Source organism: Hominiventricola filiformis, assembly GCF_020686965.1.
In the GTDB taxonomy this organism is placed as follows: domain Bacteria; phylum Bacillota; class Clostridia; order Lachnospirales; family Lachnospiraceae; genus Hominiventricola; species Hominiventricola filiformis.
This window is the reverse complement of record NZ_JAJEPS010000001.1, coordinates 158,864-175,664: the sequence shown is the minus strand read 5'-3', so window position 1 is coordinate 175,664 and position 16,801 is coordinate 158,864. Positions and strand designations below refer to the sequence as shown.

Annotated in this window: 17 protein-coding genes; 15 read left to right on the top strand and 2 right to left on the bottom strand. The window is 47.0% G+C overall.

Features of this window, described 5'->3' with window-relative positions; translation table 11 throughout:
• The first annotated feature begins 21 nt into the window (after positions 1-21).
• From LKD36_RS00840 to LKD36_RS00825, 4 genes are all read left to right on the top strand, one after another.
• Positions 22-1,356: a TrkH family potassium uptake protein gene (locus LKD36_RS00840; RefSeq protein WP_308458287.1), complete on the top strand. Its 1,335-nt coding sequence runs from the start codon at positions 22-24 to the stop codon at positions 1,354-1,356.
• Between the two features lie 27 nt (positions 1,357-1,383).
• On the top strand, positions 1,384-2,031 hold the full coding sequence (locus LKD36_RS00835; protein WP_308458286.1) for a potassium channel family protein: 648 nt from the start codon (positions 1,384-1,386) through the stop codon (positions 2,029-2,031).
• A gap of 81 nt (positions 2,032-2,112) precedes the next feature.
• Positions 2,113-4,077, top strand: a complete 1,965-nt coding sequence (locus LKD36_RS00830; RefSeq protein ID WP_308458285.1) for an ATP-binding protein — start codon at positions 2,113-2,115, stop codon at positions 4,075-4,077.
• Positions 4,070-4,768: a response regulator transcription factor gene (locus tag LKD36_RS00825; RefSeq protein WP_308458284.1), complete on the top strand. Its 699-nt coding sequence runs from the start codon at positions 4,070-4,072 to the stop codon at positions 4,766-4,768. The genes LKD36_RS00830 and LKD36_RS00825 overlap by 8 nt, the downstream gene beginning before the upstream one ends.
• Here the strand turns inward: LKD36_RS00825 and LKD36_RS00820 are convergent.
• Entirely contained in the window at positions 4,758-5,450 is a 693-nt protein-coding gene (locus LKD36_RS00820; RefSeq protein ID WP_118769058.1) for a YoaK family protein, read from the bottom strand. The genes LKD36_RS00825 and LKD36_RS00820 overlap by 11 nt on opposite strands.
• A gap of 5 nt (positions 5,451-5,455) precedes the next feature.
• On the bottom strand, positions 5,456-6,751 hold the full coding sequence (locus LKD36_RS00815) for an adenylosuccinate synthase (protein WP_308458283.1): 1,296 nt from the start codon (positions 6,749-6,751) through the stop codon (positions 5,456-5,458).
• A 124-nt stretch (positions 6,752-6,875) separates the two neighbouring features.
• On the opposite strand from LKD36_RS00815, the gene LKD36_RS00810 reads away from it, so the two are divergent.
• The 11 genes from LKD36_RS00810 (at position 6,876) to LKD36_RS00760 (ending at position 16,799) form a co-directional block, all read left to right on the top strand.
• The gene (locus LKD36_RS00810; protein ID WP_308458282.1) at positions 6,876-7,808 is read left to right on the top strand and encodes a LysR family transcriptional regulator; all 933 of its coding nucleotides are present in this window, start codon (positions 6,876-6,878) and stop codon (positions 7,806-7,808) included.
• Positions 7,809-7,850: 42 nt separating this feature from the next.
• Entirely contained in the window at positions 7,851-8,831 is a 981-nt protein-coding gene (locus LKD36_RS00805) for a diaminopimelate dehydrogenase (protein WP_308458281.1), read from the top strand.
• A 46-nt stretch (positions 8,832-8,877) separates the two neighbouring features.
• Entirely contained in the window at positions 8,878-9,156 is a 279-nt protein-coding gene (locus tag LKD36_RS00800; protein ID WP_118769062.1) for a hypothetical protein, read from the top strand.
• A gap of 72 nt (positions 9,157-9,228) precedes the next feature.
• Complete coding sequence (locus LKD36_RS00795) at positions 9,229-10,809, top strand: peptide chain release factor 3 (RefSeq protein ID WP_118769063.1); 1,581 nt, start codon at positions 9,229-9,231, stop codon at positions 10,807-10,809.
• Positions 10,810-10,881: 72 nt separating this feature from the next.
• Positions 10,882-11,256, top strand: coding sequence for an Asp23/Gls24 family envelope stress response protein (locus LKD36_RS00790; protein WP_118769064.1), 375 nt, complete (start codon positions 10,882-10,884; stop codon positions 11,254-11,256).
• A 78-nt stretch (positions 11,257-11,334) separates the two neighbouring features.
• Entirely contained in the window at positions 11,335-11,745 is a 411-nt protein-coding gene (gene nusB, locus LKD36_RS00785) for a transcription antitermination factor NusB (RefSeq protein WP_118769065.1), read from the top strand.
• A 37-nt stretch (positions 11,746-11,782) separates the two neighbouring features.
• Positions 11,783-13,030 carry an exodeoxyribonuclease VII large subunit gene (gene xseA / locus LKD36_RS00780; RefSeq protein WP_308458280.1) on the top strand — a complete coding sequence of 416 codons (1,248 nt, stop codon included), beginning with the start codon at positions 11,783-11,785 and terminating at the stop codon, positions 13,028-13,030.
• Positions 13,008-13,229 (top strand): exodeoxyribonuclease VII small subunit, encoded by a 222-nt coding sequence (gene xseB, locus LKD36_RS00775; RefSeq protein ID WP_118769067.1) that lies wholly within the window; start codon positions 13,008-13,010, stop codon positions 13,227-13,229. The genes xseA and xseB overlap by 23 nt, the downstream gene beginning before the upstream one ends.
• The gene (locus tag LKD36_RS00770; protein ID WP_118769068.1) at positions 13,216-14,103 is read left to right on the top strand and encodes a polyprenyl synthetase family protein; all 888 of its coding nucleotides are present in this window, start codon (positions 13,216-13,218) and stop codon (positions 14,101-14,103) included. Before xseB ends, LKD36_RS00770 begins: the two co-directional genes overlap by 14 nt.
• A 12-nt stretch (positions 14,104-14,115) precedes the next feature.
• Positions 14,116-15,999 (top strand): 1-deoxy-D-xylulose-5-phosphate synthase, encoded by a 1,884-nt coding sequence (gene dxs / locus LKD36_RS00765; RefSeq protein WP_118769069.1) that lies wholly within the window; start codon positions 14,116-14,118, stop codon positions 15,997-15,999.
• Positions 15,996-16,799, top strand: coding sequence for a TlyA family RNA methyltransferase (locus LKD36_RS00760; RefSeq protein WP_308458279.1), 804 nt, complete (start codon positions 15,996-15,998; stop codon positions 16,797-16,799). Before dxs ends, LKD36_RS00760 begins: the two co-directional genes overlap by 4 nt.
• The last annotated feature ends 2 nt before the right edge of the window (positions 16,800-16,801 follow it).

Here is a 16,801-nt window from a genome sequence, read left to right as displayed (position 1 = left end):
GAAAGAGAGAATATATGATATATGTCGGAAAATCTACACAAAATACATCTGACGTCTTTCCAGGTTATTATTTTAGGTTTCGCAGGCGTGATCCTGTCTGGTGCACTCCTTTTAATGTTGCCGTGGGCTTCGGTGAAAGGAGCAGTGACTCCTTTTCATGAAGCGCTCTTTACGGCAACCTCGGCAGTGTGTGTGACCGGACTGGTAGTACAGGATACCGGAAGTTACTGGTCTTCCTTTGGACAGGCAGTCATTCTTCTTCTGATACAGACAGGCGGATTTGGCGTGGTAACGGTTGCTGCTGCAGTGTCCATGATGTCAGGAAGAAAAATCTCACTGATGCAGCGCAGCACCATGCAGAATGCAATCTCGGCTCCCAAGGTAGGGGGCATTGTCCGTCTGACAAAATTCATTTTGAAAGGGACATTTCTTATAGAAGGAATGGGAGCACTTCTGCTGTTACCGGTTTTTTGCCATGATTTTGGCTGGAAAGGAATCTGGATGGCAGTCTTCCATTCTGTATCAGCTTTCTGCAATGCCGGATTCGATATCCTGGGCAGGGAAGGACATTTGTATCCGTCAATTGTGGGATATGCTGACAATATTCTGGTCAATGGGGTCATTATAGGACTGATTATCATTGGTGGAATTGGGTTTCTCACCTGGGAGGATATTTGTGAATATAAATGGAAATTTAAAAGTTACAGGATGCAGAGCAAGCTGATTCTTGCGACTACTGTATGTCTGATTATCTTCCCTGCATGCTTTTTCTTTTTTGCTGATTTTCAACATTTGCCAGTAAAAAGCCGCTTTCTGGCTTCTGTTTTTCAGTCTGTCACACCAAGAACAGCTGGATTCAATACGGTGGATATCACGATGATGACGGAGGCTTCCAAAGTGGTCATGATACTTCTGATGTTAATTGGAGGATCTCCCGGTTCTACCGCTGGCGGTATGAAAACGACTACATTTGCGGTACTTCTTCTGAATGCAGTGGCGACCTTTAAAAGCCAGGAACATGCAGGTGCATTTGGACGGAGAATTGATGATCAGGTAATTAAAAATGCGGCATCAATTGCTATGTTATATTTTATGATGTTTCTTGCAGGGGGCATCGTGATAAGCACCGCCGAAGGACTGCCGATACTGGGCAGCCTTTTTGAAGCGGCATCGGCCATGGGAACTGTCGGACTGACACTCGGAATCACACCTTCCTTGCACAAAATCTCCCTGTATGTTCTGATACTGCTGATGTATATGGGACGCGTGGGAGGACTGACATTGATATACGCGGTGTTCTCCGGAAAAAATAAAGCAAATGCAAGATTCCCGATGGAAAAAGTAATGATCGGATGACAACAGAGAAAAGAGGAATGATGGATAATGAAAAATGTATTACTGATCGGTCTTGGACGGTTTGGAAGCCATATTGCAAAGCAGTTACACTCATTAGGACATGAGATCATGGCGGTAGATGTGAATGAAGAAAGGGTAAATAAAATTCTTCCCTTTGTCACGAACGCACAGATTGGAGACAGTACAGATGCAGAATTTCTGGAATCTCTTGGAGTGGGAAATTATGATATTTGTTTTGTTACCATCGGAGACAGCTTTCAGAATTCTCTGGAAACGACGTCTCTGTTAAAAGAGCTGGGAGCCAAATTAGTGATTTCCCGGGCGGAACGGGATGTACAGGAAAAATTTCTTCTGCGAAACGGCGCTGACAAAGTCGTTTATCCGGAAAAGCAGGTGGCAAAATGGGCATCTATCCGTTATACAGATGACCATATTCTTGATTACATGGAAGTGGATTCGTCCCATGCAATTTTTGAGGTAGAGGTTCCGAAAGAATGGATAGGAAAAACAGTCGGAGAGCTTGATATCCGGAAAAAATACAGGATTAATATTATTGCAGTGAAAAACGGCAGAGAAATGAATATGACGATTACTCCGGACACACTGTTGGAAAATCATGTTTCGTTGCTGGTGCTTGGGGAATATAAAGCAATCCAGAAATGTTTTCACATCTGAGATCAGAAGAGATGAAAGATTTTGACCACAAATTGGTCTCATGATATACTTTTTTCAAAACAGGAAAAGGCGGCAGAAGTGATGGGTACAATAGTGGGAAAAAAAGATGAGCATATTCTTGTCTGTCTGTCATCATCACCGACGAATAAAAAAATCATATCTACAGCGGCAAAGATGGCGGGCGTATTTCATGCCCGCTTTACCGCTTTATATGTACAGACAGGGGCAGAAACCATATCAGCCGATAAGGAGAGACTGGAAGCTCATATCCGGTATGCGGAAGAATCCGGTGCGGAAATCGTGATGACCCATGGGGAGGATGTGGCATTACAAATTGCGGAGTACGCACATTTATCAGGGGTAACAAAAATTGTGATAGGGCAAAGCAGCGTAATAAAAAGTCACTTTTTCAGCAGACGTACTCTGACAGAGAAACTGATTGAACTTGTGCCGGATATCGATATCCATATCATTCCGGATACTGTTCAGGCAGAAAATTATCGAAAAAGGCATTATGAGATACACTGGAAACATCCATCCGCCAGAGATCTTTTGCTGACACTGCTTATTTTTACTGCCTGTACGGTGATTGGTCTTTTGTTCGAAAAACTTCATTTTACAGATACGAATGTGGTGACCATCTATATTCTTGGAGTGCTGCTTACTTCTGTTCTTACGGATGGATATTTCTGCAGTCTGGCAGGATCGTTTTTAAGTGTGTTTCTTTTCTGCTTTTTTCTGACAGAACCAAGGATGTCATTTCAAACTTATGCAGTGGGATATCCGGTTACCCTTGCCATTATGCTGCTTTCCTCCGTGATAGCCGGAACACTGGCTGCAAAATTGAAAACACATGCAAAGATTTCAGCGCAGCAGGCTTTTCGCACCCAGATTCTGTTTGATACCGACCGTCAGCTGCAGCAGGCAAAAAGCAAAGATGAAATGCTGGACATTACCTGCACACAGCTGACCAGGCTGATGGAGTGCGGCATTGTGACCTATGTGGCGGAGAATGGAATTTTGTCGGAAGGGACTCTTTTTTCGGAGCAGGGAACTTCTTCTGAAAAAGAGCTTTTGAATGAAGAGGAACAGAAAGTGGCTCACTGGGTATATGAAAAGGGAAAACGTGCCGGTGCAACGACGCATCATTTCAGTGAGGCCAGATGTCTGTATCTGGCAATTCGCATGGGAAATTATGTATATGGTGTGATTGGGATTTCCATGGGGAAAGAGGAGCTGGATTCCTTTGCATACAGCATTGTACTTTCTGTCATCAATGAATGTGCCCTTGCCATGGAAAATATCAGAAATGCGGAGGAGAAAGAGAAGAACGCCATTATGGCAAAGAATGAGCAGCTGCGGGCAGATTTGCTGCGGGCCATTTCTCATGATCTTCGGACTCCGCTTTGCTCTATCTCCGGAAATGCAGATATGCTTCTTCATAATGGGAAAAGCCTGGATGATAGAATGAAACAGCAGATTTATTCTGATATTTATGATGATGCAGAGTGGCTGACTGCAGTGGTGGAAAATCTCCTGTCCATTACAAGAATTCATGATGGAAGGTTAAAATTCAAATTCACAGATCAGCTTCTGGATGAAGTTATTATGGAGGCACTAAAGCATATCAGCCGTAAGCATGATGAATACCAGATCATTCCAGAATGTGAGGATCTGATTCTTGCCCGGATGGATGTGAAGCTGGTGATTCAGGTGTTGGTTAATCTGATAGATAATGCCATCAAATATACACCGCCAGGATCGACCATCTGGATTTGCGGATGCAGGGAAGATGGAAAGGCAAAGATCAGTGTTACGGATGATGGACCGGGAATTGATGATGAAATGAAGCCGCATATTTTTGAAATGTTTTATACTGGAAAGAATACCATAGCGGACAGCCATCGAAGTCTGGGGCTGGGACTTGCATTGTGCCGTACGATTGTGGAAGCCCATGGGGGAAAGCTTATGCTGACAGACCATATGCCCCATGGATGTACATTTACCTTTACGTTACCGTTGAGTGAGGTGATATTAAATGAATAAAATATTAATTCTGGTTGTCGAGGATGACCGTCCTGTGCGGAATCTGATTGTGACAACATTAAAAACACATGACTATAAATATCTTACTGCGGAAAATGGTACCACTGCAATTATGGAAGCATCCTCCCATCAGCCAGATATTATTCTGTTGGACCTGGGATTGCCGGACATGGAAGGCGTAGATGTGATCAAAAAAATCCGTACCTGGTCCAACGTGCCGATCATCGTGATCAGTGCGAGAAACGAAGATACGGATAAGATCGAAGCGTTGGACGCAGGTGCGGATGATTATATTACCAAGCCTTTTTCCGTAGAAGAATTGCTTGCAAGAATCCGTGTAACGATAAGGCGTCTTGCCATGCTTGGTATGGGAGAAATGCAGGATACGTCCGTTTTTGAAAATGGAGACCTGAAGATCGACTACACGGCAGGATGCACTTACCTGAAGGAAGAGGAACTGCATCTTACTCCAATTGAATATAAGTTATTATGTCTGCTGGCCAGAAATGTCGGGAAGGTATTGACACATACCTACATTACTCAGCAGATCTGGGGAAGCAGTTCGGAAAATGATATTGCATCCCTTCGCGTTTTTATGGCAACTCTGCGAAGAAAACTGGAACCGGATAAAAACGGAACTGCTTATATACAGACACATATCGGAATTGGGTATCGGATGCTTAAAGTTTGATTTCCGGATGCTCCTCGATCTCTTCTTTGATAAACATGAGCAGGAAGCTGACGAGGAGGAGCAGGCAGGACAGCCAGATCGTGCGCATGCCAAAACGCGGAAGCAGATGTCCGCCAATTCCGGCACCAAAAGCAAACAGTAAAATAACACCAAAATAGTGCATTGATTTTATCAGCACATCTTTGTTGCGGGTCTTAAAATAGGCACACAGGGATTCCATGCCGCTGCGGAGATTACCGATGCACATGGTGCTGGCAAAAGCATAGCTGTTCACTTTACGGAATGCCTGTACCTGCATGGCGCAGGAGAAGGATACCATGGAATTGGCAATCAGGTTCCAGGAGTCGGGGAGAAATCCGACAGCAAACAGGAGCAGGATTTCAATCGCTAATACTAACTGCCTCCAGTGGATGCGTTGTGCCTGCTGGTAGCATTGGTGAATGATTTCAGCAGCAGCAACACCCAATGCAAAAAAGGACAGAGGAATCAGATAGTGAATAGTAGAAGCAAGGTCTCCATCCGCAATATGCTGGCTTAAGAGAACGATGTTTCCGGTCTGGGCATTGGCAAATACATTTCCTCTGGCAAGATAGGTATAGGCATCCTGGAGACCGCCTGATATGGACAGAAAAGCAGCCGTCAGGAAGGCCTCGGACATTTGTTTATGGGCTTTGTGATGCATAAAATTTAAATCTCCTTCATCAGATACTGGTCACGGCGCGCGCCCACGGAGATCATCTGGATTTTGTGATTCAGAAGGCGTTCCAATGTTTCGATATAGTTTTTGGCATTTTTCGGAAGTTCTTCATAAGTACGGCAGCCGGAAATATCTTCCTGCCATCCGGGTACCATTTCGATGACCGGGATGCAGTTGTCCATATCTTCCGTAGGATCAAATTCGGTGATTTTCTCAGCACCTTTCTGATAAGCAATAATCAGCGGAATTTCCTTTAAAGAACTTAATACATCCAGCTTGGTCAGAGCAATCTGATCCGCATTCTGGCATTTCAGACCGTAACGGCTGGCCACTGCATCAAAGGGTCCTACACGGCGCGGCCGTCCGGTAGCGGCTCCATATTCTCCACCGGCCTGACGAAGTTCTTCCCGCCAGGATTCGGACATGCCCTTTTCTGCAACAAAGGGTCCTGCACCTACGCAGGTGGAGTAAGCTTTCAGGACACCAACAATGTGGTCCAGAGAAGTCCCTGGGATTCCGGCACCAATAGGTCCGTATGCAGCAATGGTGGAAGAACTGGAGGTATATGGGAAAATACCATAGTCAATGTCACGCATAGCGCCGAGCTGTGCTTCCAGAACGACTTTTTTGCCCTCTAAGAGCGCCTGGCTGAGATAACTTCCGGTATCGCAGATATAGGGTGCAAAGAGCTCAGCCTGTTTCTCACACCAGGCAAGCAGTGCCGGGTAGGACATGGGCTCCTGATGATAGCAGCCTGCCAGCTCCAGATTTTTTGCATCCAGCATCGTCTTCAGACGGGAACGTACAGGCTCCTCATCCAGATGGAGAAGATCTCCCAGACGGAGTGTTTTCTTTCTGTATTTATCACTGTAGGCATAGGCGATTCCGCGGCGGGTAGAACCGAAGGCGGAACCGGTCTTGGCAAGACGATCTTCTTCCAGTTCATCTTGAATCCGATGCCATGGCATGGAAATGGTAGCCAGGCGGGACAGCTTTAGATGTTCCGGTGTGACCGTGATTCCTTTTTCGCGGATCTGCTGGATTTCCCCGGCAAGATGTTCAAGATCGATGACCATGCCGCCACCTAAGATACATACGACATTGGAGTGAAGGATACCGGAGGGAAGAAGGTTCAGTACGAACTTACCCTGGTCGGTAACAACGGTGTGCCCGGCGTTATTACCGCCCTGATACCGTGCAACTACATCAGCCTGCTCTGCGAGCAGATCAATGACACGACCTTTTCCTTCATCTCCCCAGTTAATACCTGTAACTGCTGTTAACATATCAATGATCCCCTTTCGGTTGTTGTTTTTTGAAACGAATTCCATTATACTGAGAGAAGAGAAATATGTAAAAACTATTATTGATATGATAATCATCAGAAAATGATATGGCAGGAGAAGAAACATGAATGTCAACATGGACTACTACCGAATTTTCTATTACGTTGCAAAGTATGGAAATTTTACGAAGGCGGCAAGAACATTAGGGAACAGTCAGCCTAATGTGACGAGGGCCATGAACTGTCTGGAACAACAGCTACAGTGCAGCCTTTTTATCCGCACCAACAGAGGTGTTCAGCTGACACCGGAGGGAGAGCGGCTATATGTCCGTGTTTCTGCCGCGATGACACAGCTCTTTGCGGCTGAAGAAGAATTAGGAGACAGTGGGGGACTTTCTCGTGGAAGTATTTCCATAGGAGCAACCGAGACTGCCTTAAATATTTTCCTGCTTGAGAAATTGAAAAGTTTCCATATGGAATATCCGGGAATCCGCCTGAAACTGTATAACCATTCCACACCTCAGGCTGTTGAGGCAGTAAAGAGCGGAAAGATTGAGTTTGCGGTGGTGACCACTCCAGTAGAAATGAAACCTCCGCTGAAAAAGATAGTTCTGCAATCGTTTCGGGAAATTCTGGTAGGGGGGAAGACCTTTACCGCCTTGGGCAGCCAGGTGCTTTCTCTGGCAGAGGTGAAGAACTATCCCATGATCTGCCTTGGACGGGAAACGATGACCTATCAGTTTTACAGCCAGTTTTTTCTGAAACATTGTCTGGAGCTGACACCGGATACGGAGGTGGCGACAACAGATCAGATTCTGCCTCTTGTGAAAAATGAACTGGGACTTGCCTTTTTGCCGGAGAAGATAGCAGAAGAAGCTATCGCACGTCATGAAATTGTGCAGATTGCGCTGCAGGACCCTGTTCCGGAACGGCAGATCTGTATGGTATATGATGTGGAACATTCTCTGAATGCACCGACAAGGCAGCTTAAAAATCTGATTTTGGGAGGCAGCGCAGAACCGGAGAAATCTGTTGACATACGTGTATACAAAAAGTAAAATTAATAAATAAAATCGGACAATATATAAGGAGATAGAATTATGAGAATTGGTATTTTAGGATATGGAAACCTCGGAAGAGGTGTTGAGTGTGCCATCAAGCAGAACCCGGACATGGAGCTGGTGGCCGTATTTACAAGACGTGCACCGGAGACGGTATCTGTACTGACAGAGACTGCGGCCGTTTGCTCCGTGGCAGATGTGGAACAGTGGAAAGACAAGATTGATGTAATGATTCTCTGCGGCGGAAGTGCGACAGATCTTCCGGTACAGACCCCGAAATATGCAGAATTTTTCAATGTTGTAGACAGCTTCGACACCCATGCAAGAATTCCGGAGCATTTTGATGATGTAGATGAAGCAGCAAAGAAGAGCGGCCACGTGGGCATCATTTCCGTGGGCTGGGATCCGGGTATGTTCTCACTGAACCGTATGTATGCAAATGCGATTCTTCCGGAAGGCCATGACTATACTTTCTGGGGAAAAGGTGTCAGCCAGGGACATTCAGATGCCATTCGCCGGGTAGAGGGTGTCAAAGATGGCAAGCAGTACACCATTCCAGTGGAGTCTGCACTGAAATCAGTAAGAAATGGTGAGAATCCGGAACTGACTGCAAGACAGAAACATACCAGAGAGTGCTTCGTCGTACTGGAAGAAGGCGCTGATGCTGCAAAGGTAGAAGAAACCATTAAAAATATGCCGAACTATTTTTCTGATTACGATACGACGGTTCATTTTATCAGCGAAGAAGAGTTAAAGAGAGATCATAGCGGAATCCCTCACGGTGGATTTGTGATCCGTTCCGGAAAGACCGGTTGGAACCTGGAAAATAACCATGTAATCGAATACAGCCTGAAACTGGATTCCAATCCGGAGTTCACTTCCAGTGTGATCGTAGCTTATGCAAGAGCTGCTTATCGTCTCTACAAAGAGGGACAGACCGGCTGCAAGACCGTATTTGACATTGCACCGGCATATTTAAGCGCAAAAGACGGTGCAGAATTAAGAAAAACGCTTCTGTAAGGAAGAAAAAATATCCCGCTTCGGGAACCGTAGGGAGGTACGATGTATGGCAATTGCAGAAATGTTGGACGAACTGAAACAGAAAGCACTTCATGATCCGAAACTGAAGGAAGCACTGCTGGCAACCCGAAAGGAAGACCAGCCTTTTGCGGCATTCTGCAGAAAGTGCCGGGAGCTGGGGTATGAGATTTATGAGATGGATCTCATCACTGCCGGAGAAGAAGCCTATGCGGCCATGCGTCGAAGCACCAACGGCGGCGGAGAGAACTCCCCGATGCTGGAGGGCGAGGATGATTTCTACGAACTGTTCTTTGCAGGGCTTTAAGAGTAATGAACCCTTGACACGCGTACAACCCTGCCCTATACTAAAGTGGATTATGCACTGGAGGAATGATACGTGGCAGATTTACGTAAAGAGATAGAGAAGCGGAGAACATTTGCAATTATCTCCCACCCGGATGCGGGTAAAACAACACTGACAGAGAAGTTTCTGTTATATGGAGGAGCCATCAATCTGGCAGGTTCCGTAAAAGGAAAAGCAACCGCAAGACATGCAGTTTCCGACTGGATGGAGATCGAGAAGGAGAGAGGTATTTCTGTTACCTCTTCCGTACTGCAGTTCAATTATGATAATTACTGTATCAACATTCTGGATACACCGGGACATCAGGATTTCTCTGAGGATACCTATCGTACCCTGATGGCTGCAGATTCTGCGGTCATGGTCATTGACGGATCCAAGGGTGTCGAGGCGCAGACCAGAAAACTGTTTAAAGTCTGTGTCATGAGACATATCCCGATTTTTACGTTCATTAATAAAATGGACCGTGACGCCATGGATACTTTTGAACTGTTGGATGATATCGAGAAAGAGCTCGGTATTGCCACCTGCCCGATCAACTGGCCTATCGGTTCCGGTAAGGAATTCAAAGGTGTGTACGACCGTGCCACCGAGAAGATCCATGTATTCTCCGACACTGAGAAGGGTACCAAAGAAGGAGAAGATCAGGTACTGACCCTTGATGAGGCGGACAGTGTACTGCTCCCGGGTCAGAGAGATCAGCTGGCAGATGAGATCGAGCTGCTGGACGGTGCGAGTGCAGAGTTTGATCAGGAACTGGTAGATAAGGGCGAACTCTCTCCGGTATTCTTCGGTTCTGCACTGACCAACTTCGGTGTGGAGATTTTTCTGAAACATTTCCTGAAGATGACGACTCCGCCGCTTCCGAGAAAAGCAGATGTGGGACTTATTGACCCGGTGGAAGAAGAATTTTCCGGGTTTATTTTCAAGATTCAGGCAAATATGAATAAAGCACACAGAGACCGTATTGCATTCATGCGTATCTGCTCCGGTAAGTTTGAGGCAGGCATGGAAGTGCTCCATGTGCAGGAAGGAAAGAAGATCCGTCTGTCCCAGCCGCAGCAGATGATGGCACAGGATCGTAAGATCGTGGAAGAGGCTTATGCAGGAGATATTATCGGACTTTTCGATCCGGGCATTTTCTCCATCGGAGATACGGTCTGCATGGCAGGACACAAGATTCAGTATGAGGGTATCCCGACTTTTGCACCGGAGCATTTCGCACGCGTGCGTCAGGTGGATACCATGAAGAGAAAGCAGTTCGTCAAAGGAATCGAGCAGATCGCCCAGGAAGGTGCCATCCAGATCTTCCAGGAATACAACACCGGTATGGAAGAGATCATTGTCGGTGTGGTCGGGGTGCTGCAGTTTGACGTATTAAAATATCGTCTGAACAATGAATATAATGTAGAGATCCGTCTGGAAAATCTGCCATATGAGCATATTCGCTGGATTGAGAACCGGGAGATTGATCTTGATAAGATCAGTGGGACTTCCGATATGAAGAAGATTAAGGATTTGAAAGGCCGTCCGCTTCTTCTGTGGGTTAACAGCTGGAGTATCGGCATGACCATGGACCGCAATCCGGGCTTGGAATTAAGCGAATTCGGACGCTAATTTGCCCCTTTTCAAAGGGAACAAGTTTTGGTATACTTAACTGAAAGGTATGGTTTTTTAGGAGGTGCCGGTATGGAAAAATTAGACAGAGCCACCCATGTTCTCCAGGAGGACGCAGAGAAAGGTACAGTGCAGATTGCAGATGAAGTAGTAGCAATCATTGCCGGAATGGCAGCAACTGAAGTCAAGGGTGTTGCATCCATGGCAGGAAATATTAAAAATGAACTGGTAGCCAAGATGGGAATGAAGAGCCTGTCCAAGGGCGTGAAAGTAGAAGTGACAGACACGGATGTAAAGGTAGATCTGACACTGATTCTGAAATTCGAGGCGAATATTCTGGCAGTGTCCGGTGCAGTTCAGGAAAAAGTAAAATCAGCCATTGAGAGCATGACCGGAATGAATGTATCTGAAGTAAATGTACGTGTAGCCGGTGTAGCACTGGAGTAAGAGAACTTTTGAAAGAGAAGGGACTGCTGCGGGAAAGATCGTATTCCGCGGCAGTCCCTTATATCATGGAGGATATAGATGAAGAGACGAGAATTAAGAGAGCACGTGTTCCAGTTGCTTTTTCGCGTGGAGTTCAACAGCAGTGAAGAGATGGACGAGCAGGTGAGCATGTATTTTGACGGAGTCAGGGAGGAAGAGACTCTGGCAGAAAAGGATGAGACCTATATTACTGAGAAATATAAGAAGATTGTGGAGAAAATCCCGGAGATTGACGAGATGTTGAATGCATCTGCAAAAGGATGGAAGACTTCACGCATGGGACGTGTGGATCTGACGATTTTGCGCCTTGCGGTATATGAGATGAAGTTTGATGAAGATATTCCGGAGAAAGTAGCCATCAACGAGGCAGTGGAGCTTTCCAAAAAATTCGGCGGAGACGAGTCACCGGCGTTTATCAACGGCGTGCTGGCAAAGATTGCCGGAAAATAAAGAATGCCGGCAGCAGGATGCCGGGGAGTAAGGCAATATGGCAAAAAATGTATATTCGGTGGCGCAGGTCAACCGGTATATTAAAAATATGTTTACCCAGGATTTCATGCTGGCAAGAATCTATGTGAAGGGCGAGGTATCCAACTGTAAATACCATACGTCCGGACATATTTATTTTTCACTGAAGGATGAGAGCGGAGCCATTGCCTGCGTCATGTTTGCAGGTGACCGGGTAAAAGGGCTTCACTTTCGGATGCAGGAAGGTCAGAAAGTCATCGTACTGGGTGCAGTCAGCGTCTATGAGCGGGACGGAAGATATCAGCTATATGCGAAAGAAATTGTACCCGACGGAGAAGGCGATCTTTACCTTCGTTATGAGAGACTGAAGAAAGAACTGGAAGAGATGGGCATGTTCGCCCCGGAGTTCAAGCAGCCCATTCCGTTGTACAGCCGGAAGATAGGTGTGGTGACAGCACCCACGGGAGCCGCTGTCCGGGATATTATGAATATTACCCGCCGGAGAAATCCGTTTGTGCAGCTGATCCTTTATCCGGCACTGGTGCAGGGAGAAAATGCGGCGGACAGTATCGTACAGGGCATCCGCACGCTGGATGAATATGGCGTGGATGTGATGATTGTAGGCCGCGGCGGCGGCTCTATTGAGGATCTCTGGGCATTTAATGAAGAAAAAGTGGCGCGTGCCATTTTTGAATGCCGGACACCTGTGATATCAGCAGTCGGGCATGAGACGGACACGACCATTGCAGACCTGGTGTCGGATCGCCGTGCACCGACTCCATCAGCGGCGGCAGAACTGGCTGTTGTCGAATACCGGCAGCTGATGAGCGGACTGGAGCTGTATCGGAATCAGCTGGCGGACCGTGTGGAACAGAAAATACTGCAGTGCAGACAGAAAGCAGAGTTTTTAAGGCTGCGGCTTCAGCAGGCAAGTCCTGAATACCAGCTGCGAGAGAAAAAACAGCATGCGGCAGATCTGGAGGACAGGCTAAGAAGGACCATGGAGCAGAAACTTATCGAACGGAAGCATACGGCAGCGCTGTATGCAGAACGGCTGGACGGTATGTCACCGCTTAAAAAACTTCAGCAGGGGTATTCCTATATAGAAGACGAGACAGGGCGTGCCCTGACCGGTATTTCACAGACGGCACCCGGAAAAATGCTGAAAATTCATCTGGCAGACGGAGTGGTGGCAGCGAAGACGACTGCGGTATATGCGTCCGGTTCGGGCAGAAAGGAATCAGATGGCAGAGAAGATGGAAGATAAATTCCGTTTGGAAGAGGCCTTCGATCAGATAGAGCTTCTTCTGGAACGGCTTCAGGACAGAGACGTTTCTCTGGAGGAATCCTTTGCTTTGTATGAGCAGGGGATGAAACTCCTGAAAAAATGCAGTGAAAATATTGATCATGTGGAGAAGCAGATGCTTCAGATAGATGAGGAGGGACATACCCATGAATTTTCATGAGGAACTGGCAGATAGAACAGCATGGACAGAAAATGTAGTAAAGACATTTCTGCCGGAGGAGAGCGGCACACAGAAAGCAATTATGGAAGCCATGAATTACAGCGTCATGGCAGGAGGCAAGAGACTCCGTCCGCTTCTGATGCATGAGACATACCGGATGTTCGGCGGTACCGGAAGAGTGATTCTTCCGCTGATGGCAGCTATCGAGATGGTACACACTTATTCTCTTGTACATGATGATCTTCCAGCCATGGACAATGACCAGTATCGGAGAGGAAAACTGACAACTCATGCGAAATACGGACATGCTATGGGTGTGCTGGCCGGTGACGGTCTTCTGAACTATGCGTTTGAGACTGCCATGACAGCATTTGACTGTGGAGAGGATCCGGAGAGAGTGGCGAAGGCACTGCGAATCATTGGAAGAAAAGCAGGTATCTATGGTATGATTGGCGGACAGGTGGTGGATGTACAGTCTACAGGCAGAGCCATCGACCAGGAGGAGCTGGATTTTATCTATGAGCTGAAGACAGGTGCGCTTCTGGAGGCATCCATGATGGTGGGGGCTGTGCTGGCAGGCGCGTCGGATGAGGAAGTGGAAGCTGTTGAGAAGATCGCTTCCGATGTAGGACTGGCATTTCAGATCCGGGATGATATTCTCGACGTGACCAGTACACTGGAGACATTGGGAAAACCGATCAACAGCGATGACCGGAATGAGAAGACTACCTATGTGACGATTCATGGACTTGAGCAGGCGTCGAAGGATGTGGAGGAGATTTCTGAAAGGGCCATTGAGCATCTGAAAGCACTTCCGTATGAAAATGAGTTTCTGCTGGAACTGATAAAGTCTCTGATTTACAGAGAAAAATAAAGGGGATAAAGAATGGTACTGGAAAAGATCAATCAGGTAAATGATATTAAGAAGATTCCGCCGGAAGAATATGAGCAGCTGGCGGAAGAGATCCGGCAGTTCCTGATTACAAAGATCAGTCAGACCGGGGGACATTTGGCTTCTAACCTGGGAGTGGTGGAGCTTACGATGGCACTCCATCTTTGTTTTGATTTTCCGAAGGATAAAGTCGTATGGGATGTGGGCCATCAGTCCTACACGCATAAGCTCCTGACCGGACGTAAAAGCGGCTTTGATGAACTTCGAAAATATGGCGGCATGAGCGGATTTCCGAAGAGAAAAGAGAGTGACTGTGACTGTTTTGACACCGGACACAGTTCCACTTCCATCTCTGCGGGGATCGGTCTGGTGGCTGCGCGTGACCTGTGCGGTGGCGATGAGCATGTAATTTCCGTGATCGGAGATGGTGCTCTGACCGGCGGCATGGCATATGAGGCATTGAATAACGCATCCCGCCTGAAGAAGAATTTCATTATTATCCTTAATGATAATAATATGTCCATTGCGGAAAATGTCGGAGGAATGTCGGAGTACCTGAACGGTCTTCGTACCAACGAAGTATATACGAATTTTAAGAGTGGCGTAGAGCAGTCTTTAAACCGGATTCCGGGTGGAAATCATCTGGCAAATCAGCTAAAGAAGACGAAGAGCGGTTTGAAGCAGCTCTTTATTCCTGGAATGTTCTTTGAGGATATGGGCGTGACCTACTTAGGCCCTGTGGATGGCCATGATATTGATAAACTACAGGAAGTTTTGAAGAAAGCAAAGCGCGTCAAAGGCGCTGTGCTTGTCCATGTACTTACTAAGAAAGGAAAAGGATTTGTACCGGCGGAGCGGCATCCGGCCAGATTCCACGGAGCAGAACCATTTGATATCGAAACAGGACTTCCGAAAAATAAACGGAAGAAGGCCAACTATCAGGATGTATTTTCTACCTGTATGGTAAAACTGGGACAGAGAAATGAGAAGGTTGTGGCAATTACGGCGGCTATGCCGGATGGAACGGGTCTGAAACGTTTTAAAAACATCTACCCGGAGCGTTTCTTCGATGTGGGAATTGCGGAAGAACATGCGGTAACTTTTGCAGCAGGACTGGCAGCAGGAGGCATGCGCCCGATCTTTGCTGTCTATTCTTCTTTCCTGCAGAGAGCATATGACCAGGTACTCCATGATGTCTGTATTCAGAATCTGCCGGTGGTATTTGCCATTGACCGTGCGGGGCTGGTAGGAAGTGACGGTGAGACTCATCAGGGAATTTTTGACCTGTCGTATCTGTCCAGCATCCCGAATATGCATATCATGGCTCCGAAGAATAAATGGGAGCTGTCAGATATGCTGAAGTTTGCCGTGGAGTTTGACGGCCCGATTGCTCTTCGGTATCCGAGAGGAGAGGCCTATGACGGTCTGCGGGAATTCCGTCACCCGATTGTTTACGGTAAGAGTGAGATCCTTTACGAAGAGGAAGATATTGCGCTTCTGGCAGTGGGCAGCATGGTGAAGACGGCAGAAGTAGTCCGCCATCGGTTAAAAGAGATCGGTTACAGCTGTACGCTGGTCAATGCACGTTTTGTAAAACCCATTGATACGGATGTGGTAAAGGAGCTGGCAAAGGACCATCGACTGATCGTGACGATGGAAGAAAATGTGAGAAGCGGCGGATATGGCGAGAAAGTGCGCGACTATGTACAGGAACAGGAAATTCCGGTACATGTTCTTACGATTGCTCTGCCGGATGAATATGTGGAGCATGGCAATGTGGCGCTTCTCTATGAAGAAGTAGGAATTGATGCAGAATCCGTGACCAAACGGATTATTGAAAAATATGTAACCTGTCCGAAGGAGGATGGCAGAAGATGAAGACAAGACTGGATGTGCTGCTGGTAGAACGGGGCCTTGCAGAGTCCCGGGAAAAAGCCAAGGCAATCATCATGGCCGGAGAAGTATTCGTAGATGGACAGAGAGAAGACAAGGCTGGAACCTCATTTCCGGAGAAAGTGGTCATTGAAGTCAAGGGCAGTCCGCTGAAATATGTAAGCCGCGGTGGCCTGAAGCTTGAGAAGGCCATGACCCATTTCGATGTGACACTGGAAGGAAAAGTATGCATGGATGTAGGTGCTTCCACAGGCGGATTTACCGACTGCATGCTGCAGAACGGAGCGAAAAAGGTCTATGCAGTGGATGTGGGAAACGGACAGCTTGCATGGAAACTGCGCCAGGATGAGCGTGTGGTGTGCATGGAAAAGACCAATATCCGTTATGTGACAAGAGAGCAGATAGCGGAGCCCATTGAGTTCTCATCCATTGATGTGGCATTTATTTCTCTGACCAAGGTACTGGAGCCGGTAAAAGCACTTCTGACTCCGGATGGAGAGATTGTTGCCCTGATCAAACCACAGTTTGAAGCAGGAAGAGAGCAGGTTGGGAAGAAGGGTGTTGTCAGAGACAAAGCGGTTCACCTGGAAGTGGTGGAGCGTATCCTGGCATATGCGTCAGGCATTGGTTTTCAGATTCTGAATCTGGAATTTTCACCCATTAAGGGACCGGAAGGAAATATTGAATATCTGGTTCATCTGAAGAATCATGAGGAAGGCACTGCCTGCGAAAACATGCCGGTCGATCCGAAGGCAATTGTGGAGCAGGCCCATCAGGCGCTGTAGTG